This is a genomic window from Blastopirellula sediminis (assembly GCF_020966755.1).
Lineage (GTDB): Bacteria > Planctomycetota > Planctomycetia > Pirellulales > Pirellulaceae > Blastopirellula > Blastopirellula sediminis.
The window spans coordinates 1,627,451-1,647,616 of record NZ_JAJKFT010000010.1 but is presented as its reverse complement, the minus strand read 5'-3'; the positions used below and the strand labels follow the sequence as shown (position 1 = coordinate 1,647,616).

Sequence of the window (20,166 nt, the reverse complement as noted above, 5' to 3'; positions counted from 1 at the left end):
CGAATTTGTTCACGATAGACGCTTGGCGCGAAAATGCAAGTGGATTGCAAAAAGAAACGGGTCGCAGCAAGCCAATTCGGGCCGTAACCTAGAGAATCTCGATGCTTTTGACGCTATCGCCCCCGCTCCGGCGAGCGACTTCCATGCAGCGGGTCGCGGCGTCAGCCAGTTCGCCGGACGGGAAATTCTTGGGGGGCAGCGCGATCGCGGCGGCGCCGACGCTGATCGTCAGCGGCGAAAATCGCCCCGATTCGGCCCGAGCAAGCGACCAAGTGCGAATTCCGGCCACCAGCCGCCGAGCCGTTTCAACCGCTTGCATGCGATCCTGCATCGGCAGGACGACCATCAAGACGGCGTCGGCCGACGCAAAGCAGCTTCCTGCGTCGCCGATAATGGCGCCAACCGCCTTCTCCAGCAGGCGCCATGTCTGAATCGCTTCATCCGGACCGGCATGCAACAGCAGGTCGTCATAGCGATCGATCGTCAGCTGCAACACCGAGATCGGTTCCCGCATTTGCCGGCAACGCTGCACGTCGAAATCGAGTCGCGCAACGGACGCTTTGTCCAAGGCGACGTCCTTCGGAGACGCTTTCGCCGTTTCGATCGTCGCGACCGCCGGCGAAGACTTCAGCGTGCTCGGCTTTTCCGGCGCCGCCGCAGTCAGCGGGCGCTGGCGAAAGCTTTGCATCGCGCTGGTCAGCTCTTTCGCTTCTTCCCACGCGGTTTGCAGCTCGAGCTCTTCCGGATCGCGACGAGCCACGTCGAGCGCCGCTTCGCTGGCGACTTCCGCCAGTCGCGCATACGCCGTTAACATGGCGTCCACGTACGAAGCCTTTTCGTCGATGCGAACCCGCATGACGGCGGCCAATTGCTTGACTTTCTCTTCGATGCGGACCGCCAGGTTTTCAAAGTCGGTCTTGTCGGATGGAACGTATTTCGCGATCGCTTCGACCCAGGCCGGCAGCGCAGCGAGACGCTTGCCGACCAGGATGTCGGCCAAACGATCCGCCAGAACCAACGTCCGGGCCGTCTCGGAAAGGTTCGCCAGCTCGAGCGGCGCGGTTAGCGGCAGCGGCTTGATCGCCGCGATCGAATCAATGACGGAATCAGGAAGCTTCCAATGGGTCAGCAGCCGACTGCTGAGAATAATGTGATCGAAGCCGAGGGTACCGACTTCCATCTCCAGCAGCGACGCTGCTTCCTCTTCCGCCTTGCGGATGAATTGTGCGTAGGGCGCGCCGAGATCCTGCATCAACACCAGCATGCCGATGTCGGCCAGCAATCCGGCGATGAACGCTTCGTCTCCGTTGCGATAGCCGAGATACTCGGCGATTTCGCGGGCGGCGACCGCCTTGGTCAGAGCGACGCTCCAGTATCGCGAGAGAGAATCCGCTTCGACGCCGTCCAGCATCTCCCGTGGCAAGCTAAACCCGAGCACCAACAGCTTGAGCGGCTTCATCCCCAACAAAGCCAACGCCTGGTGCAAGTCGGAGACTTGCCGCGAGAGGCCGAACAACGGACTGTTCACCGCGCGCAAGATCTTGATCGTCAGCGCAGGGTCTCGCTCGATGCAGCTCTTCACTTGAGCGGCGTCGATCGAAGGACGGCCGGTCAATTCCAACACTTCCATCGCCACGGCGGGCAACGAGTAGAGCGAACTGGCTCGCTCTACAAACTGTTGGATATAGCCGGCTTCGGCGGCAGGTCGGGCGGTCATAGGTCGCGGGCGGAATGAGGGGAGCTAGAAGGCGAACCGGATCGTTTCGGCGTTACCTTTAAGACTAGCTCATTCCGTGCGTTACGATCGCCCAAATAACCGCTACGATCGCTACGAAGCTTTCGACTGTTCCTGCTGCTGAGGCAGCTCGCTCATCTCCAGAGCGGGAGGCGCAAGGCCGGCGACCAGCGTCATCCGGACCAGTTCGGCCAGACTGCGAGCCCCCATCTTGCGCATCACATTCGCTCGACGGAGCTCTGCAGTACGCAAACCGATGTCCAGTTCCTTCTTGATGACCTTGTTCGGCTTGCCGTCCAAGACGCGTAAGAGCACATCTCGTTCATCCGCCGAGAGAGAATCGATTCGCGAACGATAATCGTCTCGTTCCGAAACCGCTTCGTGACGAATCTCTTCGTGCTCCATCGCCTTTTCAATCGCATCGGCGATCTCGCCCGGACGCCCGACCTTTTCGAGGAAGGTGACCGCGCCTGCCTGCATCGCGCTGACCGCCAATCGAATGTCGGCGAATCCAGTAACTACAACAACCGGCAAGTTGAGATCCTGCTCTTGCAGTCGATGAACCAATTCGACGCCGGAGATGCCTCCCATCCGGACGTCCGCAACGACGCATCCGCGTCGATTTGGTTCAAACTGCTCGAGAAAGGCCTCGGCCGACTCGTATTCCAACGCCGGATAGCCCAGCGATTGGACTACCGTGGCTAGCGAAGCACGCGCTTCCGCATCGTCATCCAACACATAGACGAATTTTTGTTGGTTCATATCTGCCCCATCGCAATAACCAGGTCCGCTGTCAGTGCGGACAAACTCTAGAACGAAGAAGGTGACGCGGCCTGCGGTTATTCCGCATCTGCCTAATGCGGATTACAAGGCTACGTCACAGCCCCTCACTATAGAGTTCGGAAAAAATTCCGATATGTGCGAATTGCGATTTGGCGCGTTTCCACATCGGACATGCGGTCAGGCGCAAGAAGACTTATGCTCTATTGTCCATCACTGATTGCCTGTTTTGCGAGGCTAGTGGATACGCTACCCACAAGCTCAACTTTACCCATCGCGCTCGGTAAGACGAACTGCAGCTTGCCATGCTCGACCTTCTTGTCGCGCTGCATCGCGGCCATGACCTGGTCAATATCCACCTGCGGCGGGGCCGTTGGCAAACCCAATGCGGTCAACAGCTTAAACTGACGCTGCGTAATTTCCGCAGAAATTCGATTCATCGATTCGGCCAGGCGCGAGGCGCACAACATGCCGATCGAAACCGCTTCGCCGTGCAGCAGTTCGCCATAGCCGCAGGTCGCTTCAAACGCATGGCAGAACGTATGTCCGTAGTTCAGCACGGCGCGTAGGCCTGTGGTTTCGCGCTCATCGGCCTGCACGACGTCCGCTTTCAGCTGGCAGCAGCGTGCTATCACCTGAGTGAGGACCTTTTGCTCCCTTTCGCGAATCGCATCAACATTCGCTTCTAGATAAGCGAAGAAATCAGCGTCCAGGATCACGCCATATTTGACCACCTCGGCCAAGCCGGCGCGATACTCCCGTTCCGGTAGCGACGTGAGAACGTCGACGTCGATCAACACTCCCTGCGGCTGCCAAAAGGCGCCAACCATGTTCTTGGCCGCCGGGAGATTGATCCCCACTTTGCCGCCGACGCTGCTGTCGACTTGCGCCAGAAGCGTCGTTGGAACTTGAAAGAACGCAAGGCCCCGCGCAAACGTCGCCGCGATGAAACCGGCCAGGTCGCCGATCACGCCGCCGCCAACCGCGATCACGACCGACTTGCGATCGGCGCCGGCGGCCAGGCTTTCGTTCCAGAGACGATCGGCCATCGCGATCGACTTGCTGGTTTCCCCTGCCGGGACCGACAACAACGTCGTCCGCATGCCGGCCGCCGTACAAGCAGCGGCGATCGTATCGGCGTAGAGAGGCCGAACCTGGTCGTCGGTGATGATGATCGCGTGCGAAATCTTGGTTCGCGCGGCGAAGAAGTCAGCCGCCGACGGAATGATTCCTGCGCCAATTTCGATGTCGTAGCTTCGTTCGCTCAATTGAACGCGAACGATTTCATGTTCCGCCGTCAACGCTGCTCGCTTCACAAGTTAGAGGGTGTCGAAAGTGATCCCAACCAATCAGGCCCGTGCGCCGACTCGATCGAGATCTTCCGCCGTCACGGTAATCGTACGGCAAAACCCGGTATGAACCCGGACGTATTCCAAATGACTGCAACTCGCCGCGTCGCCTTGCAGTAAGCGTTCGATTCGCCCCCGATCGGCAAGCGGAATCTCACAGTCGGCAGGCCAGATCGTGCGTTCTTCTACGATCAACGCTTCGCGGTATGGATCAAAGCGATCAGGCATCGGCCCCCCTTCCGGAGACTTATCTCTTCTGGCAAGCGGTCAATCAATCGGGAAATCCCAAGTATACTATGCCCAGGACTAACGCAGAATTCCCTCTATCCCGGCAAAAATCACCGTATGAACGCTCGCGGAACCTGGCTGGTCGCCGCTATTCTCCTGCTTGCGGTCTCGGTGGCCGTCCTGACCACGATTTACCATTGGAACCGCGCCCGGGCGGCGATCGGCTACTTCGGGCCAGAGGAAGCGGCTCTGATTCGTAGCGCCCAGCAAGTATTTCTAGTACGGAAGGTCGATGGGAAAACCGAGCGCCGCGACATCTCCCACGTCGCGGATCTTGATGACCTGAAGAAGGCCTTGGTCGAGGACGCGAGTTACCAGATTCCAGGCAAGCCTAACCGCTGTACGCCCACATGGACGACAATGTTGGAGTTCCATGAACACGGGCGTAGTTACGAGATCGAGATCGACGTCGATTGCGGCTACATTCGCGCTGCAGGAGCGCAGAGCCAACTCGACGCCGAACCGATTCGAGAAGGACTGCAGCAATTCGTCGCGTTTGCGATTTCGCGAACGACGCCGATCACCGAGACGAACCGCTCGGAATAAATCCAGCGATCACGCCGGCGACCAACCCGCACGTATGTCCCCAGTTGGCGATGTTGCCGACATAGCCCATCCAGCAGAGCCCAAACCAGAACATCATCACGATCACCATCTGGCCCGGCAGGTAAATGCCGAACTGCGGCTCGAAGGTCGACTTCGCCCAAGCGAATCCAAACAAGCCGAACAACACGCCGGAGATCCCAATGGCGTATAGCTCTCCGCCGTTGCCGGAAATATAGATGGAGGCCATCGCCGACGCGATGTTGGCGAACAGCGTCAATCCCAGCACCATCGCCAGGTAACGCCCCGATCCTAGGCGACGCTCCAGAATGCCGCCGAACGAATACCACATCCACATGTTAAAGACGATGTGCATGAGGCCTCCATGCGGAAAGATCGGCGTGATCAATCGCCAGACCTGACCCGCTTCAATCGCGACGAACGGATCGTGACTGCGAATCGCCTGCGGAATCATCGCAGCGGGAGCGAACGTCAGCCAATCAATCAGCCAGTTCCGGGGCAGGCCATTCACGATGCTGGGGCCGAGCATACTAAACGCCGTCACGGCGATGCAGATCCACATGATTGTCATCGTGACCGGCGTTGCGCGGGCCATCATGCCGACCCCGCCGAGCTTGCCGCGCATGTCATGCACGTTCTTGCGGCGTTGCTCGTTCTTCAGATACTCGACCTTGCGAATCGAGTTCGCTTCCTTGGCGGCGTCAGCGTAGCGCTGGTCGTTGGGATTCGAGAGATAGGCCGAGAGTTCGCTGCGTGCCTGATCGATCTGCCCTTCGTCATGAATCCAGACGAGGAACTTACCGTCGCGCGGCTCCGCTTTCGCATCAATCCCTTGAGTCAGCAGGTAGTCGATGAAGCGTGCAGCTTCACGATCGGTCGCTATGGCGCCAATTTGCCGCATTTCAATCCATTCGCCCTCTCGGGGACGCCCTTATATCATCGCCGACCGGCGCCGCGGACTTCTCCACCTGCGCCGCGTCAGATTTATTCCGTTCGGTCAAAGAGTCGTTGGACTATTGTAGAACAGTTAAGCGACGATGGGCGCCGCCCCTGGCGACTAATCGCGCCAGCCGTAATGGAAAATGCACCAAATCGCCTGCAGCGCGTCGCGGATCCCGATCTTCTTGCCGCTTTTCCAGCTGCGGGCGTTGTACGAGATCGGCCGCTCGACGAACCGGAATTTCCGCCGGGCGAGTTTGGCGGTGATCTCCGGCTCGAAACCAAACCGATCCTGCTCGATCGTCACCGAACGAAGCGCCTGGATCCGAATCGCCTTGTAGCAGGTTTCCATATCGGTAATTTGCAGCCCGGTCGTGAAATTCGACAGCCAGGTCAAAAAGCGGTTTCCGGCGCGGTGAATCCAAGACGAATTGGCGTGCCGAGCTTCGCTGAACCGTGAGCCGTAGGCGACGTCCGCTTCTCCGTCCAGAATCGGCCGAATCACGGTCAGGATGTCGCGCGGGTCGTATTCGAGATCGGCGTCCTGCACCACGACGACTTCGCCGGTCGCCGCTTCAAACCCGGTTCGCAGCGCGGCGCCTTTGCCTTGGTTTTGGTCGTGATACTTGATCTTCAGATCGATGTAATGAGCGATGCGAGCCAACACGTCGCGAGTGCCGTCGGTGCTGCAATCGTCGACCACGATGATCTCGGTATCGACCGGCAGCTGATCAATCCGGCGAACCACTTTCTCGATCGTATCTCGTTCGTTGTAAACCGGGATCACGACGCTCAAACGAAAGCCGGGCGGAAACTCGTATTTCGCTTCGGCGCCCTGCTCGATCGCTGGCTGAACTTCTTCGGCGTCCAGCGCATGCGACAAACGATCGATTTCGTCCAAGCGGCGATCGATCGCGGTAATCGTTTCCCCTTCCCAATCGAAGGCGTCATGCGGCATCGCCGCGGGACGCGAGATCGTTGAGGCTGGCATCTTAATTCCCCTTTGCATTGTTTGCTGGCATGATGGACGGTTGGGCGATCGCAACGTCGCGGTGAGTTACCGGATGTGCGGGCCACGACACGGCGCCAATTTGCGGGGCATCGCTGATTTGGCGTTGTTGGGGCGAAATAAATTGGGGCGAACCAGGATCGCCATATTCATCACGGCGACCCCAAAGTTGGGCAAGCGAATCTTGATAGAGCAGCGTCCACTGATCGGCGTGCTGACGCATCGCTTCGGTCGAGTAAGGCTGACCGCGATCGATCAGAACCAGATAGGGATGACCGTAAGCCAATACGCGGCTCGCATCCGCCGGACCTGACTCTGGACTACGATTGCGGAAATTCGGATCAGGCCCCAGGATCAGATCGAAGTGCATGTCGAGCACTTCCTGCGGATAGCTGGTCCGAAAGCGGCCGTCGAATTGCAACGACGTATCGCCGTCAGCGGCCAGCGCATGGATCGCATACTGGGCCCAGTTGTAGGTCACGACCAAGCGACCCTTCAAATGATGGTCAGCCATGTACTGGATCGCCGAGACCGGATACTGATCGCGGGGCGTCGGCATTTGCGAAAGTCGCGGAGCCAGCGCGGCGATCAACACCAGGTAGACGACCGCCAGGCCGCTTCCCATGATCCAGACTTGTCGCGGCGACGTCTGCTCCTTCGCCGGATCGGCAGCGCCAAAACAGCGACTCCAGGCCGAAGCGAAGTGAGGTGCGTACCACAAACCGAACAAGATCGCCAAAAACGGCGTGTGTCGTTGATGCGAAGTCGCCTGCCAGGCGACCAGTCCCGTGATCGCCAGCTGCGTAAAGTCGAGCGGCTTGCGGCTCAGCAAGATCGAAAACGCCAACGCGGCGAGCAGCGCGAAAAAGGCGATCGACGCCAGATTCATTTCATAGAGCGGATGCCATTCGGTGATCTCGGGTCGAGCCGTTCCGAGCGCGGCCAGCAACCAGCGATGCAGATTCGGTCCGTACGGATTGATCAGCGTCGCCAGTCCGCCGACAACCGCCATCAGACCGAGCCGACGCATCATCCCGGCGCCTTGCCAGCCGCGATCGAGCGACAACTCGACAAAGCGGCAAATCAAATAGGCGACGAAGACCGCGTACCCAGCGACAAATCCGCCATGAGCGTTGGCCCAGACGAAAAAGAGGGGCACGCAAAGCCAGAGCGCTTTCATCCGCGGATGAGAAGCGGCCAGCGGTTGATAATCGCGTCGGCGAAATTGCGCTCCGAGCCACGGCAATCGCCAGTCATCGCGCCACCCGGCGAAACAACGATCAAGTAGCAGAATCAAAAGCGTGAACAGAGCGAAGCTGGAAAGCTGCGGTCGCGCGTTCCAGTGATTCGTAAAGTTGAGCGCCACCAGCAGGACGATCACGCCGGAGACCAGCAGCGGCGTCCGCTGCGATTCGCAGCGCCACAGCATCACGCCCACGATTGCGAGTCCCAGCAAACACTTCGCCCACAGCAGGCCGACCGGACCGATCGTCTGAGCGCCGATCGCCAGCACGATTTCGCTCAGGTTTTCATGATTGATCCAGCGATACCCTTCGGCGGTGTAGCTATACGTGGTAGTCGCAGGGAGGCCGTCTCGCAGCAAGTCGAGACCGTATTGAACATGTCCCCACAAATCGGGATCGGCGACGTTTGGCGTGACCGCCATCGCGGCCGCCAAAAGAATCGCGCCAAGCATTCCCCAATGGAGGAAACCTCGGGGAGAAGTCGCAGGTGGGGAGTCGGCTGACATGGAATGAGACAGGGAAAGGGACAAAATCGCTCCAAAAACACTGCATAAGCGTAGGTCATACAGTTGCATCGGCCGAAAAACGGGATCGGGCTGCAGGAATCTGGGCCAAAAAGAGGTCCAAATACCGGCCAGACGGCCTCCCGCAGGACGGTTTCGGGCCTAACACGTTCCGATTTTGCCGACTATGATGGGACGTCCGGCCCGTACCGATTTCGCGTGCGGGGGACCTCCTTCCCCTTTCGATTCGTTCAGTTCGCCCAATGAAGATCGTTGTCGCTTCTGACCACGCCGGCTTCCAATATAAGCAAGCGATTTTGGAGCATTTGCAGAAACTGGGGCATGAGACGGCCGACTACGGCACGTTCTCGCCGGAATCGTGCGATTACCCCGACTTCATCATTCCAGCCGCCAAAGCGGTCGCCGATGGCGAGTTCGACCGCGGGATCGTTCTGGGTGGATCGGGCAACGGCGAAGCGATCGCCGCCAACCGGGTCCAGGGCGTCCGCTGCGCCTACTGCTGGAACATCGAAACGGCCAAGCTGGGACGCAAGCACAACAAGGCGAACGTGATCGCGATCGGCGAACGGTTGATCGAGTTGCCGCTGGCGCTGGAGATTGTTGAGGCCTGGCTGGCGGAAGAGTTCGAGGGAGGCCGACACGAGCGTCGGATCGCCAAGCTGGACGAGCCGATTAACTAGCTCCGCTCGTCGCTAGCATCGATGGCGCCCAGGATCTGACCGACTTCAATCCGGTCATCTTCATCGACCATCTTCATGGCCAGGATTCCCGACGCTGGGGCGACGACGTCGAACGTCACTTCGCCGGCAAAGACTTCCAGCAAGCGATCGCCGCGATAAACCGGTTTCCCCTTCGATACCAACCACATGCTGGCGCGAAGCGTTGAGTCTTCCAGACCAAGGTCGGGCAAAATCAGGGGAACTTGGCGAACTTCTGACATAGATGGCAAGACCGCGCTGTCAATGTTTCAAGTGAACGTGCGGCGGAATAAATAACGGCCAGAAGCGATCGGAACAAGATCAAATCGCCGGTTCCCCCATGATAAAAAGGGACGTGCGCCTTGCCGCGCACGCCCCCTCATCCCTCTTCTACCTGGCGAGACAGGTTTTCTTCTAAATCGATTGATCGTCTTCCGCCTTCGGCTGCTGCGGCGCGTCCTGCATCTGCCCGCGCATCTGCGCTTTCATCTCTTCCAGCATTCGGCGGATATCCTGCAACTGCTGTTGCAGCATTCCTTCTACCATGGGCCCTTCTGGTCCGTGGGGCAGCATTGAATCAATATCCAATTCGCCGTGAGGCCCAAACGCTCCGCTTTGCAATGCGCGGGTCACCATGGGGCGAATCTCTTTCGGCAAGTCGTCGATATGTTCGGCGTCGACGTCGTACGAATTGCCATTGTGTTCGACATGCACCTTCGCCGGACCATCTCCCTCACGCGAGACGCGAATCTTAATCGTCTCGCCGGTCGACTTGTCCATGAGACGCATTTCCGGCATGACGCCCGGTTGCGGCATCATCTGCCCCGGACCGAAGAATCGCATTCGCATCGGCATGCGGGCGTCCGACTCTGCGCCCTGCATCAAGCTTGATTGAGCGATCGCCAACACGTCTTCCTGCGTCATCTTGCGCGGCGTTACGTCGACCGCGGTCTCTTTGCCGTTATGCAGGACGACAAACTTCAGCGTCTTTCCTTCCCCCTCGCGAACGGCGTCGACCAGCTTACGCGCGTCGACCATCGGCTGACCGTTCAGCTCCAGCACCACATCTTCCGCTTCCAGCCCCGCTTCCTCAGCCGGACTGCCGGCAAACACGCCTTCGACGAAGACTCCTTTTTCGGCCAACTGCGGTAGGTGACGTTTCAGCAAACTCGGCACTTCCGCGGTCATTTTGGCGCCGATCCAGTAACGCTCGGTCACTTGATCTTCCGACTTCGCTTCGTCCGCGGCCGGCGCTTCTTCGGCCGGCTTCGCTTCGACCACCTTGGCGTCGCCGCTCTCTTGCGCCATCAGCACGTTACCGCCGCCGAAGGTCGCGGCCATCGCGGCCAACATTAGTCCCTTAGAATACCAATCCAATTTCATGTCCCAATACTCCCTGACTGGTTCTTGTTCGTGTCGCACGCCATGGGCGGCGATCGCAATCCGTTACGGAAAATAATGCGTTGGGGGCGGCTCAATCGTCAGTTCCTGCACCGGAACCACCGCCTCACGTCCATCTTTTAACTTCACCGGAATCCATTGCTGCTTTTGTTGATACGCTCGGCCATCGTCGCTCAACTGTTGCAACTGCTGCTGGCTCATTCCGAACGAAGTCGGAAATGGCGCCGCTGGATCAAATGATTTGCTCTCGTCGATCGCAATTGGCATCCGGTTAACGCCGTCGCCGGTCCGATAGTTGACGAAGAGCGGAGCCTCTTGCGGCGAATTTCCGGAATTCTGAGATTTCCCCATCGATCTGCCGCCGCTCTGCGACGCCGACATCCAGGGAGCGATCATCTGCCCGGCGATAAACGCGATCAAGACCGAAGCGGCGAGCGTCGCCACTTGGCCGAAGCGACCATCCCAGCCGCGGGCGCCGTGGAGGATCGGCGCCGCGCTGGGAGACTCTGTGGCGCGGGGAATCGCCACGGGGTGGGAATCGACCATCGGCGGCAACGTTCGCCGCAGTACCTGGTTTTCGACGAACGTCAGGGCACAATCGCGCCACGCCTCTTCTTGTTCCAGCTTCGCAAGCAAGGCGCGTTCTTGTTCGGCTGACAGTTCGCCGTCGACCAGTAAATCAATTTGGCGTTGTAGTTCGATTCGTTCGTTTTCGTTCATGATCGGGCCGCTCCTGCGACGCTCCGTGCACGTAGTTTGTCGCGCAGTCGCCCGCGAGCCCGATGCAGTCGCGCTTCTACTGCGCTATGGCTCGCGCCGATCCTGTCGGCGATCTGCTGGTAGTTCCAATCCTCAAGGTATTTCAGCAGCAGGATTTCGGCGTCGCGCTGCGGTAGTTCCTTCAGCGCGTCGCGTACTTGCTGCTGCCGTTCGTCCGCCAACATCCAGGCAAGCGGATCCCGCTCGCTGGCCGTAGGGGCCTCTTGAGCGAATTGCTCAATCTTCTTTTGCCGGCGCCCTTGTTTGCGCCGCAGTTGCAACGCCTGGCGAACGGCAATCTGGTAGAGCCACGGTCCGACGCGGTCCAGGTCACGCAACTTGTCGCTGCCGACGATCGCCGCGGCGAACGTCTCCTGAAACGCGTCTTCCACGTCCTCGCTGTTCCGCAATCGCGCGTAGAGCACGGCGCGCAGCCATCGCTCATGCTCGGCGATAATGGCTGGCCAGTCGGGCTTCGGTTGATTGTCGGCGCTGCTAGGCAAGGTCGCGGCTCTCCGTTTGCAGATAGATGCCGCAGGCGGCACTCTCTTGCGGCGAATTTTTAGAAAAAATGGGCCCGATTGAGATCTTTGGCGCAACTTCCTTTACTACGCAGAAAAACTTGGCACGGTTTTTCCCTTTAGGCTCGGCAAATCTGGACTTTCGCCAAACCGCTCGACATAATGCGCGGGCCCTTTCCACCCTATCTAACCGCCCAAACCCAGAGCTTAGGGACGCTTAAAGGCCCCTAAGGGGAGTCGAGAAATGACCAAAATTATGCGATGCTGGTGCGTCTTGTCGTTGGCCGCGAGCCTCTTGGGGACGCAGTTCGTCCTCGCCGCCGAGCCGACGCAAACCGCTGCAAAGAGTAAACCCGGCATGTCGATCACCGCGCAACCCTTCGGCAAAACCGCCGACGGACAAGAGGTCACCCTGTTCACGATACAGAACGGGGACCTGCAAATGGAGTTGATCAATTACGGAGCGACGATCGTTTCGCTGAAGGCCCCGGACAAAAACGGCGTGCTCGCCAACGTCAACGCCGGCCTCGACGACGTCGCTTTGTACGAAGGGGGTCATCCCTACTTCGGCGCCACCGTCGGTCGCTACGCCAATCGGATCGCCAAGGGCAAATTCACGCTGGGGGGCAAGGAATATAGCCTGGCCCTGAACAACGGCGAGAACACCCTGCACGGCGGCGACAAAGGTTTCAGCCGTTACGTCTGGGACGCCAAGGAAGTGAAAGACGCGGATCGCATCGGCGTTACCTTCAGCCGCACCAGCCCCGATCGCGAAGAAGGCTATCCCGGCAACCTGCAGGTCAGCGTCAGCTACCTGCTGACCAGCGACAACCAGTTGATCATGGACTACACGGCGACCACCGACGCGGCGACCGTGCTGAACCTGACCAACCACTGCTACTGGAACCTGGCCGGCGCCGGCAGCGGCAAAGTCTACGACCACCAGTTGAAGCTGGAAGCGGACGCCTACCTGCCGGTCAGCGACGCCCTGATTCCGACCGGTAAAGAAGCGACCGTCAAAGGGACTCCGATGGACTTCACCACGATGAAATCGATCGGCCAAGACCTGCAAGCGACCGGCGGCGATCCGATTGGCTATGACCATTGCTTCGTACTCCGGGGCCAAGAAGGCAAGCTCGCCCTGGCCGCGACCGTCCAAGAGCCGAAGTCGGGCCGGGTGATGGAAATCTACACCACGGAGCCTGGCATTCAGCTCTATACCGGCAACTTCCTGAAAGGCCTGCCGGCCGAAGCTCGGCTGAACCAGCACGAAGCGTTCTGCCTGGAAACGCAACACTACCCCGACACGCCGAATCAGCCGAACTTCCCGACGACCACCCTGAAGCCGGGCGAAGAATTCCGCTCGACCACGGTCCACAAGTTCCGCGTGGCAAAGTAGTTTTCACGGACGACAAAATGACCTGCCAACGGCGACTGGACTCCAGTCGCCGTTTTTTTCGCGCCAAACACTAACCCGAGGCGCAAGCCGAGGGAATGCGGCCGCAGGCTCACTAACGGTTGTCGAAGCTGAATTGACGAATCCAACCCGAATCACCAAGGACTGGACCGCAGCGCGCAGTTTTTTTCGCGACCACGCCCCGCACGGTAATCTGGGCAATTCCTAACCTTCCAAGGCCCATCCCCGAAACCGGACTGGACCGCTGCACTCTTTTTTTGGGGGCAGAGTGGACTGGACCGCAGCGCGCATTTTTTTTGCGATCACGCCCCAAACGGCAATCTGGGCAATTCCCAACCTCCCAAAGCCCTGCCCCAAATCTGGACTGGACCGCTGCACTCTTTTTTTTTCGCCAGAGTGGACTGGACCGCAGCGCGCATTTTTTTTCGACCACACCCCGAACGACAATCTGGGCAATTCCCAACCTCCCAAAGCCCTACCCCAAAACTGGAGTGGACCGCTGCACTCTTTTTTTCGCCAGAGTGGACTGGACCGCGGCGCATTTTTTTTGGATCGGCGGGACCGCAGCATTCTCCGTTTCGCACAGCGCGCACCTTCATTCCTCGCGCACGACGGCGCCGCAAATCTCCCCTGAACTTTCCCGAGGTTAGCGAACCAACCGGGGCTCCTCCGAGAGCCAGACGCCTCTGCGAAGAGGCACGATCCTGCAGGCGCACTCGACCACGAATCCGTGCGCTTTGTCAACCATTTTTTAAGGAGCGAGTCTTCCGTTGTAGCGGGCGCCGGACCTACGCGCGGAACATCGTTCCGCTCGACAGGCATTCGGCCAGCTCGCCGTAGATCGACTTCAGCTGCGTCAGGTCATGGCCGACGCGGTGCAAAATACGGCGGGCGAGCGGGCCTTCGCTCAGGATGACGTCGAGCGGGCTTTCTTTGGCCGGAGTCATGTTCAGTTCGGCCAGGATATGTCGCCACAGCTCTTTGGCGGTGGGACGATGGCGATCGTTCCAGCCGAACTGACGGAGGAGGACTCCGTCTTCGATCGGAGTCGCGTCCGAGGTGCGGATCGTTTCCAAAAAGAGCTGCGACAGCGGCATGGTGGCGACCAGCTGCTGTTCGGCCAGAGGAGACCACTTTTCGCTTACCAAAGCCTTGAGCGTGGCGACGATCGCCTGCAAGATCGCCAGGTCGGCGGCGGGACATTCCTGGATGTCGAGGACGCGGATTTCGATCGCGCCTCGATCAAACCGCGCGATGGCGCCCCGGGCGTTCAAAAAGGGAAACTGCAACATCCCTTCCGGATCGTGCGGCTCAATGTCGGCGTACATCTTCGCGAAGATTTCGCGCTGGTAATCCCCTTCGGTAAAAATCGGCTCAGGCACTACCGCCGCGGTGAGCGAAGGAATCCGCTGCGAGTTGGTCCGGTAAACTTCCATCCGCGTGTCGAGGAACCCGCTTGGCTTGCCGTCGCAGATCGGCGAACTGGCGGCCAAAGCCGGCAACAGCGGCATGATCAAACGGATCGCGGCATGCAATCGTCCGAACTCTTCGTCTCCGGCGAACGGCAGATTGAGATGGACGCTTTGCAGGTTCGCCCAGCCATGGCCGCGGCAATCGAAGATCCGGTTGTACGCTTCGTAGATCGGGTTGTAGTCGTGCGGCCAGAGCTGGACCGCGTGCGGGTCCATCCAGGGATGCATCGCGGTCGGCAACAGCCGGGCTCCGAACGTCGCCAGGAAATCGTTCGCTTGCTTCACGTGCTGCTGAAAGTAGTCGGTCAGCGGATCGAGCGACGGAGCCGGACCGTTCGTCTTCAGTTCGATCACGTGCAATGCAAGTTCGTTCGACCAGGCGATCTCTCCCAGTTCGATCTCCGAGAGGATCTCGCCGGCCGCTTCCTTCAGCAGCAAGTCGGCGATCGGACGGACGTCGAGCGACTGCGCGTCGACGATCATGTATTCCAGCTCTACGCCGAACGCGTCAAACAAGTGAAGCGGATCGCTCATGGGGGTTACCAAAGGAGGAATTGCGTTTGATGGGTGGCACTGCTGGCTTGCCCAGCAGTGGGAAGTTGGTACTAGGGCTCCACTGCTGGACAAGCCAGCAGTGCCACCCTGGGTTTACGACAAGCCGGCTTTGCGTTGTTCGATTCTTCTTAGGAAGACGCTCATGATCCTTCGGTAGAGTTCGTCCTTCAGGATCGCGTCTTCGTAGCCGGCGTCGAGGTTTGGGTTGTCATTCACTTCGATCACGCTGAAGTGGCCGTTCGATTCCTTCACGTCGACCCCGTACAAGCCGTCGCCGATCAGGTTGGCCGCTTTGAGCGCGACTTGCACCGCTTTGCGGGGCGCCAGTTCGATCGGGATCGTCTCCGACTTGCCGTACTTCGTCTTCCCTTCTTTCTGCTGGATGATCTGCCAGTGCCCGGTCGCCATGTAGTACTTGCAAGCATAGATCGGCTGACGATCAATGATGCCGATCCGCCAGTCGAAGGTGGTCGGCAAAAATTCCTGGGCGATGATCAGGTCGGAATGTTCAAAGAACTCCTTCAGTTTGTCGGCCAGTTCCGATTCGTTCTTCACCTTGACGACGCCGTGCGAAAACGAGCTGTCGGGCTTTTTCAAGACGCAGGGAAAACCTAGCTCCGGCGCGATCATGCCGGCCGTCTCTTCCTGCACGACCAACGTCTTCGGCGTAGCGACCTTGTGGCGCGAGAGGATCTCGGCCAGGAAGACCTTGTTGGTGCAGCGGACGATCGACTGCGGATCGTCGATCACGACCAACCCTTCGCCGGCGGCGCGACGCGAGAAGCGGTAGGTGTGATGATTGACCTGGGTCGTCTCGCGAATGAAGAGGGCGTCGAATTCGCCGATGCTGCCGTAGTCGTCGCGGGTGACCATCTCGGCGTGAATCCCTTGCGCTTCGGCCGCTTTGATGAACTTGGCGAGCGCCTTGTCGTTCGACGGTTTGTCGGCGTCTTCGGGATTGTGGAGGATCGCCATGTCGAAGCGAGCTCGGGCGCGCTTCTTGACGCTGCCGCCTCGTCCGGCGAAGTGTTGCTGAGCCGCTTCCAGCACAAAGTCCCAATGGGCGTCCGGCACGTCGTTGGTCGAGATCGCGTTGATCGCGCGCAGTTGCCAACCGTTTTTGTCGCGGACGAAACTGGCCCGAAGCAGCGGCGTCTGAAACTGGTTAAAGAGCTGCGTGCAAAGCCGATCGTAACGCTGGGCCATGTTGCGGCCGAAGTAGATGCTCAGCTCGAACTTGTCCGACTTGATCGGCGCCAGCGACTTTTCGATCAGCTTTTCCAGGTCGGACGAAGCGAGCCGGACGATCGCGTGCGTCTTCAGGTCCTGAACTGCGGTGACGCTAGGAAGCGGCTTGTGGCCGCGGGCTTCGGCCAAGAGCGAAACGTAGTAACCGATCGTTTGGTATTTGTACGATCGGCAGAGGTTAAAGACCTTCACGCCGCGCAGTTCGCTGAACTTGGAATTGGTGAGGTAATCGTTGGCGGCGACGACCTGCACGTTTTCGATCTGGGCGGGCCAGTCGTCCGGCGTGTTGGTGACAATCAATACGGACATCGCGAAATAGCACTCCCTTGCCGCGATTTCGCCGCGGAGCGCGACAGCGCGCCTGCGCGCTGCAAAAAAGATGGTGTGTTGGGGAAACGGGGCTTTAATTGCTGGATTTTTCGGCGGGCTCAATCACCAAGAGATTGGCGTCGTAGGTCAGGACGCCGAGCATGATCGCACACAACAATCGATCGATTTTCACATCGTAATGATGTTCCTCTCCCAGCGGATTGGGCAGATAGGGATCGGCCACGCTGACCGTTCCCGCCTCCTTGTCGTAACCATGGAGGACGACGAAGTGCCCAACGGCGTAGCCGCGTACGTCGTCCGGCTTGCAATCGAGGCCGAACTCGCGGGGAGTGCCATATAGATACGTGGCGCTCAGCCCGGTCAAAATCGGCAAGTCGAGTTTCAGAAAACGCCGCACGAGCGACGCTCTCAGGTCTTCCATCTCAATCGCCCCGCCGAGTTCCAGAAACTGGATGTAGGCGCGGCTCGCGGTGTGCAGCTTCGGCTCTTCCTTGACCTGCATTTGAGCATGCAACCGCTCGATCAGCCGCCGCTTATGAAATGCGGCGACCGCCTCTTCCGACTCCAGCGGTTCCGGAGGCGGGTAAAACCAGGACGGATCGAAGACCGCCAGGTTGTAGGTGTAGATCGTCGCTTTGTACCCTCGACGCAGCGCATGGCAGCCGAGCAAGACTGCCAGCGTTCCCCCCTCCTCCAGCTTGGGCGTCTCGCGGATGACCTGCGCCAGCGGCAGCTCGTCATCGAAAAACCGATAGACGGCGTGCAGACAGGTCGGTCCGCACGTCGTTTCGTCGGGCTGGGGGAGAATGTCGAGATGAAGCGATTTTGCCATAAGCGCGAATTTTTACCGCGAAGCGCTTCGGCGGGAAGTCCACTTCCCGCCGTTGGCGGCAAAATTTTATTCGTAGGCAAGCTGGGCCGAGGCGGTCGTCGGCTGATTGGCGACCGTTCGCACCCAATAAGCATGCAGCGCCGCGGGGAACTGGTGCGTTACGGTCTGGTTCGGCTCGACCGAAAAAGTCTGGTACGGCATCCAGTCGCCATCCCCGGTAACGTCGATTTCGACCCGAATTTTGACCGGTTTGTCCCCCTTGTGCGACAGCGTGAGCGTCCGCTTTTCGAACCCGTTCATCAGGTAGGGGTCGGACGGGACGTCGGCGGCGACCTTGGTATCGAGCCACGGTCCGCCGCGGCCAACCGCTTTTCCGAGCTGCCACAGGTCGTCGACCGTTCCGGCCCAGAGGGCGCCGCGGCCGTCGCTGCTGCGGAGGATGTGCTCGCCGGCCGCCGCGTCGGCCGCAACGCCGGTCAGGATCATCATCCCACGGTAACTGCAGTAGTCGTGAATCCGCAGGTCGTGCGATGCGACCGGGCGTATCTTGGCGAACCCGCCGGCGTTGATGGCCGGCAGCTCGTAGAAGATGTTCGACGCGTGGAACAGGTCCCGTTCGGTGCAAACTTCCCGGTCAACGCGAACCGGCCCGGCGGCGCTTTCGGCGACGTCGATATGCCGCGGCAACCGCCAGGTCTTCCCATCGTCGTCCACAAAGACGACCGAAGCGGCGTCGGACGCCAGCACGCCGGTCGGCGGGGTGGCGTTCTTCTTCAGCCAGACCTGCGACGCCGGGTCAGCCAGCGGCTCGAGGGCCATGTCGGCGGCGACTTCAAAGTTCGCCTCTTCGACCAGCTTTTCCCCTTGGACGACGCTCGAGACCAGCTGCAACGTCCGCAGGTTTTCTCCTCGGGCCCGAACCAAACCGGCCAGGTAGTCGGTCGCGTCATGCTTGGCCATTCCGGCGAACAGATCGCCGGTCATGGTCGGCCGCTGGTCTTCGTTGGCGAAATGGAATGACGCGGTCACGTCCTGGCAGTCGCGGTTGGTCCGAACGCGGATCCACGCGGCCTGCGGATCGGCCGACAGATCAAGCCACGCGTAGCCCTTCGGCTGCACTTCGACCGTGTGGAGCGTTTTCCACTGACCGTTTCCTTGCTGGTCGGCTTCGAGCGTGAAGGTGACCGCTTCCGCTTCCTGGTGAGCCAGGTGAACGCCGCGGCGTGCGAAACCGCCGGCGAGCATCGGATCGGAGGGCACGTCTTCCTTGGTGGCGTCATGCAACCAGACCGAACCGCGGGCGATCGCCGGGCCAAGCTGGTCGATCTTGGCGGCGTCGACGAACCACAAGTTCGATTGCGATTGGCCAGGGCCGATCAGGTCCCCTTTCGCTTTTCGCTTGTTCAAAAACTCCGCCTTGGCGGTGTCGTCGCAGCCGAACACTACCTGATCGTTCCACTTCGTGAAGTCGCCGATCACCTTCAGGTAGTTGCTGCGAGCGGCGATGCCGCCTGACGACTTCGACGTGAGGTTCTTCGGGAACCTCCAGAACATACCGTGCATCGTCATCAGCAGGTCTTCTTCGCCGATGTCGCGGATCCGGGGCCACTCGGTGTTCCAACCATGGGCGCCGTCGTAGCAATGGCTTCCCTTCGGCAAGCGATAGGTGTGCCACTTGCCGCCATCCAGCACCATCAGGATCAGCGAACGATAGTCCCAGCCGACGCTCCAGACGGGGTCGTTGGCCGGATCGGCGTTGCCGTAGATGCCGCCCGGTCCGGTCACTTCGGTGAATTGATTGCGGCGGACGACTTTCCAGTCTTTGCCATCCCACTCGGCCAGACAACCAGAGTCGACGTCGGGACGTTTGCGAGCCAGGTCCGAGTTCTCACCGTTGTTGGCGTAGATCAATCGTCCTTCGCCACTGTAGAGCCCTTTGCCATGATAGCCCGGCAACAGCGAGCCCCCTTTTTCCTTTTGGCGATTGCCATCTTGATAGAGCTCGGTCACTGCGAGCGTTTTGACGTCGACCTCATAAAAACCTTCTTCCATCGTCGCGTAGTAGATCTTGCCGGCCGGGTCGAATAGATGTCGCGCGTTGCCAGTCAACCGGCCGTACATCTGCTGCGGCGTGATGACGCGAACCTCGCGTTCGCCGTCGATCGCATAGGGGCCGACGAAGAGCTGATTCGATTCGCGGTGAATCATCCGGTTGGCTGGCGTACCGCCGACGCTTTCCGGCCGAATGACCATCTTCAGGTCGTTATCGATTTCGTACAGCTTGTCGCTCGAACCGTTCGGCAGATGCGGACCGTAGGTGATTACCCACAAACGATCGGCCCAAGGTACGACGGCGCCGGTGCCGCATTCCCCTTCGTTATTGAAGTAGGCGAGGTGCGGATAGATGCCGGAGAAAGATTTCGGCGCCTGGGCGAGGGCCGACGAAGCGAACGAAACGGCAAGCAGCGCAGCAAAAGCGAATCGATACATGGGGCGTTGGA

18 protein-coding genes are annotated in these 20,166 nt (G+C 59.7%); 3 read left to right on the top strand and 15 right to left on the bottom strand.

Annotated elements, in window-relative coordinates:
* Nucleotides 1-88 precede the first annotated feature (88 nt).
* From LOC68_RS18355 to LOC68_RS18340, 4 genes are all read right to left on the bottom strand, one after another.
* A complete protein-coding gene (locus LOC68_RS18355; RefSeq protein WP_230221441.1) occupies nt 89-1,717 on the bottom strand; it encodes an HDOD domain-containing protein in 1,629 nt (542 codons plus the stop codon).
* A 111-nt stretch (nt 1,718-1,828) separates the two neighbouring features.
* Nucleotides 1,829-2,497: a response regulator transcription factor gene (locus tag LOC68_RS18350; RefSeq protein ID WP_230221430.1), complete on the bottom strand. Its 669-nt coding sequence runs from the start codon at nt 2,495-2,497 to the stop codon at nt 1,829-1,831.
* Nucleotides 2,498-2,718: 221 nt separating this feature from the next.
* Nucleotides 2,719-3,816 carry a 3-dehydroquinate synthase gene (aroB, locus tag LOC68_RS18345; protein ID WP_230221429.1) on the bottom strand — a complete coding sequence of 366 codons (1,098 nt, stop codon included), beginning with the start codon at nt 3,814-3,816 and terminating at the stop codon, nt 2,719-2,721.
* A gap of 48 nt (nt 3,817-3,864) precedes the next feature.
* A complete protein-coding gene (locus LOC68_RS18340; RefSeq protein WP_230221427.1) occupies nt 3,865-4,092 on the bottom strand; it encodes a hypothetical protein in 228 nt (75 codons plus the stop codon).
* Nucleotides 4,093-4,209: 117 nt separating this feature from the next.
* Between LOC68_RS18340 and LOC68_RS18335 the strand changes: the two genes are divergently transcribed.
* Complete coding sequence (locus LOC68_RS18335; protein WP_230221425.1) at nt 4,210-4,698, top strand: hypothetical protein; 489 nt, start codon at nt 4,210-4,212, stop codon at nt 4,696-4,698.
* On the opposite strand, the gene LOC68_RS18330 is transcribed toward LOC68_RS18335, so the two are convergent.
* The 3 genes from LOC68_RS18330 to LOC68_RS18320 all read right to left on the bottom strand — a co-directional run bounded on the left by LOC68_RS18330 (nt 4,673) and on the right by LOC68_RS18320 (nt 8,330).
* Nucleotides 4,673-5,617 carry a rhomboid family intramembrane serine protease gene (locus LOC68_RS18330; RefSeq protein ID WP_230221423.1) on the bottom strand — a complete coding sequence of 315 codons (945 nt, stop codon included), beginning with the start codon at nt 5,615-5,617 and terminating at the stop codon, nt 4,673-4,675. The genes LOC68_RS18335 and LOC68_RS18330 overlap by 26 nt on opposite strands.
* A gap of 156 nt (nt 5,618-5,773) precedes the next feature.
* Entirely contained in the window at nt 5,774-6,646 is an 873-nt protein-coding gene (locus LOC68_RS18325) for a glycosyltransferase family 2 protein (protein ID WP_230221421.1), read from the bottom strand.
* Nucleotide 6,647: 1 nt separating this feature from the next.
* On the bottom strand, nt 6,648-8,330 hold the full coding sequence (locus tag LOC68_RS18320) for a hypothetical protein (protein ID WP_230221419.1): 1,683 nt from the start codon (nt 8,328-8,330) through the stop codon (nt 6,648-6,650).
* Between the two features lie 344 nt (nt 8,331-8,674).
* Here LOC68_RS18320 and rpiB point away from each other — a divergent pair, with 344 nt between their 5' ends.
* Entirely contained in the window at nt 8,675-9,112 is a 438-nt protein-coding gene (gene rpiB, locus LOC68_RS18315; protein WP_230221417.1) for a ribose 5-phosphate isomerase B, read from the top strand.
* Here rpiB and LOC68_RS18310 read toward each other — a convergent pair.
* From LOC68_RS18310 to LOC68_RS18295, 4 genes are all read right to left on the bottom strand, one after another.
* On the bottom strand, nt 9,109-9,372 hold the full coding sequence (locus LOC68_RS18310; protein ID WP_230221415.1) for a lipoyl domain-containing protein: 264 nt from the start codon (nt 9,370-9,372) through the stop codon (nt 9,109-9,111). The two genes, rpiB and LOC68_RS18310, sit on opposite strands and share 4 nt — an antisense overlap.
* A 172-nt stretch (nt 9,373-9,544) precedes the next feature.
* Entirely contained in the window at nt 9,545-10,513 is a 969-nt protein-coding gene (locus tag LOC68_RS18305; protein ID WP_230221413.1) for a PDZ domain-containing protein, read from the bottom strand.
* Nucleotides 10,514-10,576: 63 nt separating this feature from the next.
* On the bottom strand, nt 10,577-11,251 hold the full coding sequence (locus tag LOC68_RS18300) for a hypothetical protein (RefSeq protein WP_230221411.1): 675 nt from the start codon (nt 11,249-11,251) through the stop codon (nt 10,577-10,579).
* Entirely contained in the window at nt 11,248-11,793 is a 546-nt protein-coding gene (locus tag LOC68_RS18295) for an RNA polymerase sigma factor (protein WP_230221409.1), read from the bottom strand. Before LOC68_RS18295 ends, LOC68_RS18300 begins: the two co-directional genes overlap by 4 nt.
* A gap of 262 nt (nt 11,794-12,055) precedes the next feature.
* Here LOC68_RS18295 and LOC68_RS18290 point away from each other — a divergent pair, with 262 nt between their 5' ends.
* Nucleotides 12,056-13,210, top strand: a complete 1,155-nt coding sequence (locus LOC68_RS18290) for an aldose epimerase family protein (protein WP_230221407.1) — start codon at nt 12,056-12,058, stop codon at nt 13,208-13,210.
* Between the two features lie 806 nt (nt 13,211-14,016).
* On the opposite strand, the gene LOC68_RS18285 is transcribed toward LOC68_RS18290, so the two are convergent.
* From LOC68_RS18285 to LOC68_RS18270, 4 genes are all read right to left on the bottom strand, one after another.
* Nucleotides 14,017-15,234: a carboxylate-amine ligase gene (locus tag LOC68_RS18285; RefSeq protein ID WP_230221405.1), complete on the bottom strand. Its 1,218-nt coding sequence runs from the start codon at nt 15,232-15,234 to the stop codon at nt 14,017-14,019.
* A 114-nt stretch (nt 15,235-15,348) separates the two neighbouring features.
* Nucleotides 15,349-16,812 carry a RimK family protein gene (locus tag LOC68_RS18280; RefSeq protein WP_230221403.1) on the bottom strand — a complete coding sequence of 488 codons (1,464 nt, stop codon included), beginning with the start codon at nt 16,810-16,812 and terminating at the stop codon, nt 15,349-15,351.
* Between the two features lie 94 nt (nt 16,813-16,906).
* On the bottom strand, nt 16,907-17,665 hold the full coding sequence (locus LOC68_RS18275) for a C39 family peptidase (protein WP_230221401.1): 759 nt from the start codon (nt 17,663-17,665) through the stop codon (nt 16,907-16,909).
* A gap of 66 nt (nt 17,666-17,731) precedes the next feature.
* Complete coding sequence (locus tag LOC68_RS18270) at nt 17,732-20,155, bottom strand: hypothetical protein (RefSeq protein WP_230221399.1); 2,424 nt, start codon at nt 20,153-20,155, stop codon at nt 17,732-17,734.
* Nucleotides 20,156-20,166: the final 11 nt, after the last annotated feature.